Raw genomic sequence first — 11,903 nt, 5'->3', positions numbered from 1 at the left:
GGCCATGCCTGCAGCCTTTTTGAGTGTTGATCCGTGAGTGATTTGAGTCATATCCGCAATTTCTCCATCATCGCCCACATTGACCATGGCAAGTCGACGCTGGCCGATCGCTTCATCCAGATGTGCGGCGGCCTTGCCGAGCGCGAAATGGAAGCCCAGGTGCTGGACTCCATGGACCTGGAACGTGAACGCGGGATCACCATCAAGGCCCATAGCGTCACCCTCTATTACACCGCTCGCGATGGCATCAAGTACCAGCTGAACTTCATTGACACCCCGGGCCACGTTGACTTCACCTACGAAGTCAGCCGGTCGCTGGCGGCCTGTGAAGGTGCCTTGCTGGTGGTCGATGCCGGTCAGGGCGTGGAAGCGCAGTCGGTTGCCAACTGCTACACGGCGATCGAGCAGGGCCTGGAAGTCATGCCGGTCCTGAACAAGATCGACCTGCCACAGGCCGATCCGGACCGCGTCAAGGAAGAAATCGAAAAAATCATCGGCATCGATGCCACCGACGCGGTCACTTGCAGTGCCAAGACCGGTCTGGGCGTCGATGAAGTGCTGGAGCGCCTGGTCACCACCATTCCGGCGCCGACCGGCAACTACGATGATCCGCTGCAAGCGTTGATCATCGACTCCTGGTTCGACAACTACCTGGGCGTTGTGTCCCTGGTGCGCGTGCGCCACGGTCGTGTGAAGAAGGGCGACAAGATCCTGGTCAAGTCCACCGGCAAGATCCACCTGGTGGACAGCGTCGGTGTATTCAACCCGAAACACACCCCTACTGCCGACCTGAAGGCCGGTGAAGTGGGCTTCATTATCGCGAGCATCAAGGACATTCACGGTGCGCCAGTGGGCGACACCCTGACCTTGAGCTCCACCCCCGACGTTGACGTGCTGCCAGGTTTCAAACGCATTCAACCGCAGGTGTACGCCGGTCTGTTCCCGGTCAGCTCCGACGACTTCGAAGATTTCCGTGAAGCCCTGCAAAAGCTCACGCTCAACGACTCGTCGCTGCAGTACACCCCGGAAAGCTCCGACGCCCTGGGCTTCGGCTTCCGTTGCGGGTTCCTCGGCATGCTGCACATGGAAATCATCCAGGAGCGCCTGGAGCGCGAGTACGACCTGGACCTGATCACCACGGCGCCGACGGTAATTTTCGAGCTGTTGCTGAAAACCGGTGAAACGATCTACGTCGATAACCCGTCGAAGCTTCCGGACCTGTCCACGATCGAAGACATGCGCGAGCCGATCGTGCGGGCCAACATTCTTGTGCCGCAAGAACACCTGGGCAACGTTATTACCCTGTGCATCGAGAAGCGTGGCGTGCAGCACGACATGCTGTTCCTCGGTACTCAGGTTCAGGTGACCTACGATTTGCCGATGAACGAAGTGGTCCTGGACTTCTTCGACCGTCTGAAATCCACCAGCCGTGGCTATGCTTCGCTGGATTACCATTTCGATCGTTATCAATCGGCTAATCTGGTGAAACTGGATGTGTTGATCAACGGTGACAAAGTCGACGCCCTGGCGCTGATCGTGCACCGTGACAATGCGAACTACAAAGGTCGCCAGTTGACCGAGAAGATGAAAGAACTGATTCCACGGCAGATGTTCGACGTGGCAATCCAGGCCGCCATTGGCGGTCAGATTGTGGCGCGGACAACCGTCAAGGCACTCAGAAAGAACGTATTGGCCAAATGCTACGGTGGTGACGTCAGCCGTAAGAAAAAGCTGCTGGAAAAGCAAAAGGCCGGTAAGAAACGCATGAAGCAAGTCGGCAACGTGGAAATTCCACAAGAAGCCTTCCTTGCAGTGCTCAGGTTGGATAGTTAGGTCCTATGTCACTAAATTTCCCGCTGTTGCTGGTCATCGCCGTGTTCGTCTGCGGCCTGTTGGCGTTGCTTGATCTGGTTTTCCTGGCGCCGCGTCGGCGTGCCGCCATCGCCTCCTATCAGGGCAGCGTCAGCCAGCCGGATGTGGTGGTGGTCGAGAAGCTGAACAAAGAGCCGCTGCTGGTCGAATACGGCAAGTCGTTCTTCCCGGTGTTGTTCATCGTGCTGGTCCTGCGTTCGTTCCTGGTGGAGCCGTTCCAGATTCCTTCCGGCTCGATGAAACCGACGCTGGATGTCGGCGACTTCATTCTGGTGAGCAAGTTTTCCTACGGGATCCGCCTGCCGGTGATCGACAAGAAAGTCATCGATGTCGGTGATCCGCAGCGCGGCGATGTGATGGTGTTCCGTTACCCGAGTGATCCGAACGTCAACTACATCAAGCGTGTGGTCGGCCTGCCGGGTGACCAGGTTCGCTACACCGCCGACAAGCGCCTGTTCGTCAACGGCGAGTCGATTGCCGAGCAACTGGTCGGCTCCGAGCCGGGCACGCTGGGCAGCGCCGAGCTCTACAAGGAAAAACTCGGCGCCGCCGAGCACCTTATCCGCAAGGAAATGAGCCGTTATCGCGCATCGCCTGACCATACGTGGACCGTGCCTGCCGGGCACTACTTCATGATGGGCGACAACCGCGACAACTCGAACGACAGTCGTTACTGGGATGATCCGACTATTCCCAAGGATCTGCTGGGCATGGTTCCCGACAAGAATATCGTCGGCAAGGCCTTCGCAGTCTGGATGAGCTGGCCGGAACCCAAACTCAGTCACCTGCCGAATTTCTCGCGGGTTGGCCTGATCAAGTAATCACACACGGCGCTGTTGAACACAGCGCCGAATGCATTTCTGGAACTGCCACAATCGGCGCCAGACGCATGAAAACAATGATATTCAGGACGTAATTTTTGAACACAGCGTTAATTGTCCCAAGCCTGCGCCGCACCACGGCGATGGCGGTGGAATCCAGCCACGAACTCAGCGTGGGTAAACCGTGAGCGTCTCCTTAAGCCGTCTAGAGCGTCAGCTCGGCTACACCTTCAAGGATCAGGAACTGATGGTCCTGGCCCTGACTCACCGCAGCTTTGCCGGGCGCAACAACGAACGCCTGGAATTCCTCGGTGATGCCATCCTCAACTTCGTCGCTGGCGAGGCGCTGTTCGATCGCTTCCCGCTGGCCCGCGAAGGCCAGTTGTCGCGTTTGCGCGCACGTCTGGTGAAAGGTGAGACTCTGGCTGTACTGGCCCGCGGTTTCGATCTGGGCGATTACTTGCGTCTGGGTTCCGGCGAGTTGAAAAGCGGCGGTTTCCGTCGCGAGTCGATTCTGGCCGATGCCCTGGAAGCGCTGATCGGTGCGATCTACTTGGACGCCGGCATGGACGTGGCGCGCGAGCGCGTGCTGGCCTGGCTGGCCGGCGAGTTCGAAGGCCTGACACTGGTCGACACCAACAAAGATCCAAAAACCCGCCTGCAGGAATTCCTGCAGTCCCGTGGTTGTGAGCTGCCGCGTTACGAAGTGGTGGATATCCAGGGTGAGCCGCATTGCCGGACGTTCTTCGTCGAATGCGAAATCACCTTACTGAATGAAAAAAGCCGAGGTCAGGGTGTGAGTCGTCGTATTGCCGAACAGGTAGCGGCCGCCGCAGCACTGATAGCCCTGGGTGTGGAGAATGGCAATGACTGATTCAACCGCAACACGCTGTGGCTATGTTGCCATCGTCGGCCGTCCCAACGTGGGCAAGTCCACGCTGCTGAACCACATCCTCGGCCAGAAGCTGGCGATCACTTCGCGCAAGCCTCAGACCACCCGCCACAACATGCTGGGCATCAAGACCGAAGGCGCCGTCCAGGCGATCTACGTCGACACCCCGGGCATGCACAAGGGCGGCGAAAAGGCCTTGAACCGCTACATGAACAAGACCGCTTCGGCGGCGTTGAAAGACGTCGACGTGGTGATCTTCGTGGTGGATCGCACCAAGTGGACCGACGAAGACCAGATGGTGCTCGAGCGCGTCCAGTACGTGACCGGCCCGCTGATCGTGGCGTTGAACAAGACCGACCGCATCGAAGACAAAGCCGAGCTGATGCCGCACCTGACCTGGTTGCAGGAACAGCTGCCGAACGCGCAGATCATGCCGATCTCGGCCCAGCACGGGCATAACCTCGACACGCTGGAGCGAGTGATCGCCGAGCACCTGCCGGAAAACGATCACTTCTTCCCGGAAGACCAGATCACCGACCGCAGCAGCCGCTTCCTCGCCGCTGAACTGGTGCGTGAGAAAATCATGCGTCAGCTGGGCGCCGAGCTGCCATACCAGATCACCGTGGAAATCGAAGAGTTCAAGCAGCAGGGGAAAACCCTGCACATTCATGCGTTGATCCTCGTCGAACGTGACGGCCAGAAGAAAATCATCATTGGCGACAAGGGCGAGCGCATCAAGCGCATCGGCACCGAGGCGCGCAAGGACATGGAGCTGCTGTTCGACTCCAAGATCATGCTCAACCTTTGGGTCAAAGTGAAAGGCGGCTGGTCCGACGATGAGCGCGCATTGCGTTCGCTGGGTTACGGCGACCTGTAAACCTGAGCCCAGGTGATAAAACTGTGGGAGCGAGCCTGCTCGCGATAGCGGTCTGTCAGTCAACAATTTTGTTGTATGTCAGTCCCTCATCGCGAGCAGGCTCGCTCCCACAGTGGTTTTGGGGTGTTAGTAAAATCGCGATCCGTCATTGAGAGCACCATGTCCCAGCCCATCGGCCAACCCGCCTACGTCCTCCACTCCCGCGCCTACCGCGAAAACAGCGCACTGGTGGATTTCCTCACGCCGCAAGGTCGGCTGCGGGCGGTGTTGCGCAGTGCGCGGGGCAAGGCCGGGACGTTGGCGCGGCCGTTCGTGCCGCTGGAAGTCGAGTTCCGGGGGCGTGGCGAGTTGAAGAATGTCGGGCGCATGGAAAGTGCCGGTACGTCGACATGGCTCATCGGTGAGGCGCTGTTCAGCGGGCTTTACCTCAATGAGCTACTGATTCGCCTGTTGCCATCAGAAGATCCCCATCCCGCTGTCTTCGATCACTACGCCGCGACTTTGCTTGCGCTGGCCGAAGGCCGCCCGCTGGAGCCGCTGCTGCGTTCCTTCGAATGGCGCTTGCTCGACGATCTCGGTTACGGCTTCGCGCTGAACACCGACATCCACGGCGAACCCGTCGCGCCGGATGGTCTGTATCGTCTACAGGTGGATGCCGGCCTGGAGCGGGTCTACCTGCTGCAACCCGGTCTGTTCAACGGCACCGAACTGCTGGCCATGGCCGACGCCGACTGGTCGGCCCCCGGCGCGTTGTCCGCCGCCAAGCGTTTGATGCGCCAGGCATTGGCCGTTCACCTGGGCGGTCGTCCCCTGGTTTCCCGAGAGTTGTTTCGAAAGCCGTAGGGTCTTGATCTTCGCTCCCACCAAGGATCAACAGACCTTGTTGCCCCGTGTATGCTGTGCGCCGAATCTTTAAATTCAGGAGCGCTTCCGTGACCACCAGCAATCGCATTCTTCTTGGCGTGAACATCGACCACGTTGCCACCCTGCGCCAGGCCCGGGGCACTCGCTATCCCGATCCGGTCAAGGCCGCACTGGACGCCGAAGAGGCGGGCGCTGACGGCATCACCGTGCACCTTCGCGAAGACCGTCGGCACATTCAGGAACGTGACGTGCTGGTGCTCAAGGATGTGCTGCAAACCCGCATGAACTTCGAAATGGGCGTCACCGAAGAAATGATGGTGTTCGCCGAGCGCATCCGCCCGGCGCACATTTGCCTGGTGCCGGAAACCCGCCAGGAACTGACCACCGAAGGCGGTCTGGACGTAGCGGGGCAGGAAGCGCGGATCAAGGCAGCAGTGGATCGCCTGGCGAAGATCGGTTGCGAAGTGTCGCTGTTCATCGATGCGGACGAGCGGCAGATCGAAGCGTCCCGTCGTGTCGGTGCTCCGGCGATTGAATTGCACACCGGTCGTTATGCCGATGCCGAGACACCAACCGACGTGGCTGAAGAGCTCAAGCGCGTGGCCGATGGCGTGGCATTTGGTCTGGCGCAGGGTTTGATCGTCAACGCCGGTCACGGTTTGCACTATCACAACGTCGAAGCGGTCGCGGCGATCAAGGGCATCAACGAACTGAACATCGGCCATGCGCTGGTGGCGCATGCGTTGTTTGTCGGGTTCAAGTCGGCGGTGTCTGAAATGAAGGCGTTGATCCTGGCCGCAGCGTTGAAGGGCTAAGACGGAGGTGCTGCCTTCGCGGGCAAGCCTCGCTCCTACAGGGGCGGTGCCATACGCAAAATTGCGGCACAACACGGACCTGTAGGAGCGAGGCTTGCCCGCGAAGGCGTCCTCAAAAGCAACACAAATCTAAAGCTGCGGGGTTTCCTGGCTCGGCTTGGACTTGTCGACCCCCGGCACATGCAGATTGCCTTCGGCCACCTGATTGCCTTCCAGCTGAGGCTGCGTCACCCAGGTCAGGATGTCGTAGTAGCGACGGATGTTCGCCACGAAATGCACCGGCTCGCCGCCGCGGGCGTAGCCGTAACGGGTTTTGCTGTACCACTTTTTCTCGGACAGGCGCGGCAGGATTTTCTTCACGTCCAGCCACTTGTCCGGGTTCAGCCCTTCCTTGGCCGCCAGTTTGCGCGCGTCATCCAGGTGACCGCTGCCGACGTTGTAGGCCGCCAGCGCAAACCAGGTACGGTCCGGTTCCTGGATCGACTCATCCAGCTGTTCCTTCATGTAGGCCAGGTACTTGGCGCCGCCCATGATGCTTTGCTTCGGATCGAGGCGATTGGACACGCCCATGGCTTGCGCGGTGTTCTGGGTCAGCATCATCAGGCCGCGCACGCCGGTCTTCGACGTGACGGCCGCTTGCCACAGGGATTCCTGGTAACCGACCGCCGCCAGCAGGCGCCAGTCGACCTTCTCTTTCTTGGCGTAGGTCTTGAAGTGTTGCTCGTACTTGGGCAGTCGTTGCTGCAAATGCTGGGCGAAGGTGGTGGCTCCCATGTAGCCGAGTACGTCGACGTGCCCGTAATAGCGGTCCTTCAGGCGTTGCAGCGTGCCGTTCTTCTTCACCTTGTCGAGGTAGGCGTTGATCTCGTTGAGCAGGCTGTTGTCGTCGCCGGCGGCCACGGCCCAGCTCTGGTCGCTGGCGTCACCAAGGTCGAAGGCGACCCGGATATTGGTGAAGTAGACCTGGTTCATCGCCACTTCGTTGGAGTCGACCAGGGTCAGGTCAATCTGGCCTTCGTCGACCATGCGCAGCAGGTCGACGACTTCAACCGCGTCGGACTCTTCGTATTCAATGCCGGGAAACTTCTGTTTCAACTCCGCCAGTTGCCCGGCGTGGGTGCTGCCCTTGAGCACCATGATCTTCTTGCCCACCAGATCCTTTGCATCGGTCGGCCGCGACTGGCCGTTGCGATAGATGATCTGCGGGGTGACTTCCAGATAAGAGTGGGAAAACCGCACCTGCTGTTTGCGCGCTTCGCTGCTGACCAGGCCGGCCGCAGCGATCACCGGACCGTTGGGCTTGCCCACCTGGCTGTACAGGTCGTCAAGGTTGTCGGCGGTTTCGATTTTGAGTTCGACCCCCAGATCGTCGGCGAAGCGCTTCACCAGCTCGTATTCGAAGCCGGTTTCACCGTTGCGATCCTGGAAGTAGGTAGCGGGGCTGTTTCGGGTAACCACCCGCAGCACGCCATCCTCCTTTACGCGCTCCAGCGTGTTGGGTTTATCAACACAGCCACTGAGCATCAGGAAGAGTCCGGTTGCGATCAGCCATTTGGCGTACCGCGGACGCAAAGCCGTTGGGGAAAACATCTGCGCAGTATACGCAAAGGACCACGAGCGCCATATCTCGACAGCGAAGGCCTTGTCTGCTAGAGAGCGAAAAACCGCTCTGGAGCCCGCAGGAATGGGCTCGAATGGCTTTTTGTGACACAAAAAATAACACCTGGCCGGCCGTTGTTTCAGCCCCGGATACCCGGCCCGACGTCCGGGTGACGCCGCCCGTACCGTTTCGGGTGATGTCGCGGGCGGTTTAGGCTAGAATGCACGGCCTCAAAGCACACCCCTTCCCGAGGCTGTCCCGAAGATGTTGATCCTGCGCGGCGCTCCTGCCCTTTCTGCCTTTCGCCACAGCAAACTCCTTGAGCAACTGAGCCACAAGGTTTCGGCTGTCAGCGGCTTGTATGCTGAATTCGCTCACTTCGCCGAAGTTACCGGCGTCCTGACCGGCGACGAACAGCAGGTGCTCGCGCGCCTTCTGAAGTACGGTCCAAGCGTACCGGTTCAAGAACCGACCGGTCGCCTGTTCCTGGTGTTGCCGCGTTTCGGCACCATCTCGCCGTGGTCCAGCAAGGCCAGCGACATCGCTCGCAATTGCGGCCTGAGCAAGATCCAGCGCCTGGAGCGCGGTATCGCGTTCTACGTCGCCGGCCAGTTCAGCGACGCCGAAGCGCAGCTGATCTCCGATGTGCTGCATGACCGCATGACCCAGATCGTCCTCGCCAACCTTGAACAGGCCGCCGGCCTGTTCAGCCACGCCGAACCGAAGCCGCTGACCGCGATCGACGTGTTGGGTGGCGGCCGCGCCGCGCTGGAAAAAGCCAACACCGAGCTGGGCCTGGCCCTGGCCGAAGACGAGATCGACTACCTGGTCAACGCCTTCCTCGGCTTGAAGCGCAACCCGCACGACATCGAACTGATGATGTTCGCCCAGGCGAACTCCGAGCACTGCCGTCACAAGATCTTCAACGCCAGTTGGGACATCGACGGTCAGAGCCAGGAAAAAAGCCTGTTCGGCATGATCAAGAACACTTACCAGATGCACAGCGAAGGCGTTCTGTCCGCTTATAAGGACAACGCTTCGGTGATCGTCGGTAATGTCGCCGGCCGTTTCTTCCCGGACCCTGAAACCCGCCAGTACGGCGCGGTGCAGGAACCGGTGCACATTTTGATGAAAGTCGAAACGCACAACCACCCGACCGCGATTGCCCCGTTCCCGGGTGCGTCCACCGGTTCCGGTGGCGAGATCCGCGACGAAGGCGCTACCGGTCGTGGCGCCAAGCCAAAGGCCGGCCTGACCGGTTTCACCGTGTCGAACCTGCAGATCCCTGGCTTCGAACAGCCGTGGGAAGTGCCGTACGGCAAGCCTGAGCGCATCGTCACCGCGCTGGACATCATGATCGAAGGCCCACTGGGTGGCGCCGCGTTCAACAACGAATTTGGTCGTCCGGCCCTGACCGGTTACTTCCGTACCTTCGAACAATCGATCACCACCCCGCGTGGCGACGAAGTTCGCGGTTACCACAAGCCGATCATGCTGGCCGGCGGCATGGGTAACATCCGTGCCGAACACGTACAGAAAGGCGAGATCACCGTCGGCTCCAAGCTGATCGTGCTCGGCGGCCCGGCGATGTTGATCGGTCTGGGCGGCGGCGCTGCTTCCTCCATGGCCACCGGCACCAGCTCGGCTGACCTGGACTTCGCTTCGGTTCAGCGCGAAAACCCTGAGATGGAACGCCGCTGCCAGGAAGTCATCGACCGTTGCTGGCAACTGGGTGACAAGAACCCGATCAGCTTCATCCACGACGTGGGTGCGGGCGGTCTGTCCAACGCCTTCCCGGAACTGGTCAACGACGGCAACCGTGGTGGCCGCTTCGAACTGCGCAACATTCCAAACGACGAGCCGGGCATGGCCCCGCACGAAATCTGGAGTAACGAATCCCAGGAACGCTACGTTCTGGCCGTCGGCCCGGCTGACTTCGAACGCTTCCAGGCGATCTGCGAGCGCGAGCGTTGCCCGTTCGCCGTGGTCGGCGAAGCCACTGCCGAGCCGCAACTGACCGTCACCGACAGCCACTTCGGCAACAGCCCGGTGGACATGCCACTGGAAGTGCTGCTGGGCAAAGCCCCGCGCATGCACCGTTCGGCCGTTCGTGAAAACGAGCTGGGCGACGATTTCGATCCGTCGACGCTGGAGATTGCAGACTGCGTCGAGCGCGTTCTGCACCACCCGGCCGTGGCGAGCAAAAGCTTCCTGATCACCATCGGCGACCGCACCATCACCGGCCTCGTGGCCCGTGACCAAATGGTCGGCCCGTGGCAGGTTCCGGTGGCCGACGTTGCCGTCACCGCCACCAGCTTCGACGTCTACACCGGTGAAGCCATGGCCATGGGCGAGCGCACTCCGCTGGCTCTGCTGGACGCTCCGGCGTCGGGCCGCATGGCCATCGGCGAAACCCTGACCAACATCGCCGCTTCGCGCATCAACAAGATCTCCGACATCAAGCTGTCGGCGAACTGGATGTCCGCTGCCGGTCACCCGGGTGAAGACGCGCGTCTGTACGACACCGTGAAAGCGGTCGGCATGGAACTGTGCCCTGAGCTGGGCATCACCATTCCGGTGGGCAAGGACTCCATGTCCATGGCCACGCGCTGGAGCGACAACGGCGAAGACAAGACCGTCACCTCGCCAATGTCCCTGATCGTGACCGGTTTCGCGCCAGTGGCTGACATCCGTCAGACCCTGACCCCGGAACTGCGCATGGACAAGGGCACCACCGACCTGATCCTGATCGATCTGGGCCGTGGCCAGAACCGCATGGGCGCCTCGATCCTGGCCCAGGTTCACGGCAAGCTCGGCTCGCAAGCGCCGGACGTCGATGATGCCGAAGACCTGAAAGCCTTCTTCGCGGTGATCCAGGGCCTGAACGCCGACGGTCACCTGCTGGCCTACCACGACCGTTCCGACGGTGGTCTGCTGACCAGCGCCGTGGAAATGGCCTTCGCCGGTCACTGCGGCCTGAGCCTGAACCTCGACGGTCTGGCGGAAACCTCCGCCGACATCGCCGCGATCCTGTTCAACGAAGAACTGGGCGCCGTGATCCAGGTTCGCCAGGACGCGACTCCGGACATCCTCGCGCAGTTCAGCGCTGCCGGTCTGGGCGAGTGCGTGTCGGTGATCGGTCAGCCGATGAACAACGGCGAGATCAGCATCACCTTCAACGGCGAAACCGTGTTCGAAGGTCAGCGTCGTCTGCTGCAGCGTACATGGGCTGAAACCAGCTACCAGATCCAGCGTCTGCGTGATAACGCCGACTGCGCCGAGCAAGAGTTCGACGTGCTGCTGGAAGAAGACAACCCGGGCCTGAGCGTCAAGCTGAGCTACGACGTCAACCAGGACGTCGCCGCGCCTTACATCAAGAAAAACATCCGCCCACAGGTTGCCGTGCTGCGTGAGCAGGGCGTCAACGGTCAGGTGGAAATGGCGGCCGCGTTTGACCGCGCCGGTTTCAACGCGATCGACGTGCACATGAGCGACATTCTGGCCGGCCGTGTCGACCTGAACGACTTCAAGGGCATGGTCGCTTGCGGCGGCTTCTCCTACGGCGACGTACTGGGCGCCGGTGAAGGCTGGGCCAAGTCTGCGCTGTTCAACAGCCGCGCCCGTGATGCGTTCCAGGGTTTCTTCGAACGTAGCGACAGCTTCACCCTTGGCGTGTGCAACGGTTGCCAGATGATGTCCAACCTGCACGAGCTGATTCCGGGCAGCGAGTTCTGGCCGCACTTCGTGCGTAACCGTTCCGAGCAGTTCGAAGCCCGTGTGGCGATGGTTCAGGTCCAGGAGTCGAACTCGATCTTCCTGCAAGGCATGGCCGGTTCGCGCATGCCGATCGCCATCGCACACGGTGAAGGTCATGCCGAGTTCTCCAGTGAAGAAGCGTTGCTGGAAGCCGATCTGTCGGGTTGCGTGGCGATGCGTTTCGTCGACAACCATGGCAAGGTCACCGAGAAGTACCCGGCCAACCCGAACGGCTCGCCGCGCGGGATCACCGGTTTGACCAGCCGCGACGGTCGCGTGACGATCATGATGCCGCACCCGGAACGTGTGTTCCGCGCCGTGCAGAACTCGTGGCGTTCGGAAGACTGGAACGAAGACGCGCCATGGATGCGCATGTTCCGTAACGCTCGCGTGTGGGTGAACTAAG

8 protein-coding genes are annotated in these 11,903 nt (G+C 60.7%); 7 read left to right on the top strand and 1 reads right to left on the bottom strand.

The features are described 5' to 3' along the window. The first annotated feature begins 33 nt into the window (after window positions 1-33). From lepA to pdxJ, 6 genes are all read left to right on the top strand, one after another. On the top strand, window positions 34-1,833 hold the full coding sequence (lepA, locus tag J4E42_RS20660; RefSeq protein WP_008026688.1) for a translation elongation factor 4: 1,800 nt from the start codon (window positions 34-36) through the stop codon (window positions 1,831-1,833). A gap of 5 nt (window positions 1,834-1,838) precedes the next feature. Then, a complete protein-coding gene (gene lepB / locus J4E42_RS20655; protein WP_008026689.1) occupies window positions 1,839-2,693 on the top strand; it encodes a signal peptidase I in 855 nt (284 codons plus the stop codon). A gap of 184 nt (window positions 2,694-2,877) precedes the next feature. Next, the gene (gene rnc / locus J4E42_RS20650; RefSeq protein ID WP_032828632.1) at window positions 2,878-3,567 is read left to right on the top strand and encodes a ribonuclease III; all 690 of its coding nucleotides are present in this window, start codon (window positions 2,878-2,880) and stop codon (window positions 3,565-3,567) included. Continuing rightward, the gene (gene era, locus J4E42_RS20645; RefSeq protein ID WP_008026691.1) at window positions 3,560-4,462 is read left to right on the top strand and encodes a GTPase Era; all 903 of its coding nucleotides are present in this window, start codon (window positions 3,560-3,562) and stop codon (window positions 4,460-4,462) included. Before rnc ends, era begins: the two co-directional genes overlap by 8 nt. A 159-nt stretch (window positions 4,463-4,621) precedes the next feature. Next, window positions 4,622-5,305: a DNA repair protein RecO gene (gene recO / locus J4E42_RS20640; protein ID WP_008026692.1), complete on the top strand. Its 684-nt coding sequence runs from the start codon at window positions 4,622-4,624 to the stop codon at window positions 5,303-5,305. A gap of 89 nt (window positions 5,306-5,394) precedes the next feature. Beyond that, the gene (gene pdxJ / locus J4E42_RS20635) at window positions 5,395-6,141 is read left to right on the top strand and encodes a pyridoxine 5'-phosphate synthase (RefSeq protein ID WP_008042485.1); all 747 of its coding nucleotides are present in this window, start codon (window positions 5,395-5,397) and stop codon (window positions 6,139-6,141) included. 129 nt (window positions 6,142-6,270) lie between these two features. Here the strand turns inward: pdxJ and mltF are convergent, their stop codons facing one another. Then, window positions 6,271-7,731, bottom strand: a complete 1,461-nt coding sequence (mltF, locus tag J4E42_RS20630; RefSeq protein WP_032832725.1) for a membrane-bound lytic murein transglycosylase MltF — start codon at window positions 7,729-7,731, stop codon at window positions 6,271-6,273. A gap of 274 nt (window positions 7,732-8,005) precedes the next feature. On the opposite strand from mltF, the gene purL reads away from it, so the two are divergent. Further along, window positions 8,006-11,902, top strand: a complete 3,897-nt coding sequence (purL, locus tag J4E42_RS20625; protein ID WP_207286056.1) for a phosphoribosylformylglycinamidine synthase — start codon at window positions 8,006-8,008, stop codon at window positions 11,900-11,902. Window position 11,903 lies beyond the last annotated feature (1 nt).

This window comes from Pseudomonas sp. FW300-N2A2 (assembly GCF_017351735.1).
GTDB lineage: Bacteria > Pseudomonadota > Gammaproteobacteria > Pseudomonadales > Pseudomonadaceae > Aquipseudomonas > Aquipseudomonas migulae.
Note: the sequence above shows the minus strand (reverse complement) of the source record. Positions and strands in the feature narration are given on the sequence as shown.

Excerpts from the sequence above, each read along its gene's own strand:
- lepB (WP_008026689.1), top strand. The coding sequence starts at position 1,839 with ATGTCACTAAATTTCCCGCTGTTGCTGGTCATCGCCGTGTTCGTCTGC.
- era (WP_008026691.1), top strand. The coding sequence starts at position 3,560 with ATGACTGATTCAACCGCAACACGCTGTGGCTATGTTGCCATCGTCGGC.
- recO (WP_008026692.1), top strand. The coding sequence starts at position 4,622 with ATGTCCCAGCCCATCGGCCAACCCGCCTACGTCCTCCACTCCCGCGCC.
- mltF (WP_032832725.1), bottom strand. The coding sequence starts at position 7,731 with ATGTTTTCCCCAACGGCTTTGCGTCCGCGGTACGCCAAATGGCTGATC.
- purL (WP_207286056.1), top strand. The coding sequence starts at position 8,006 with ATGTTGATCCTGCGCGGCGCTCCTGCCCTTTCTGCCTTTCGCCACAGC.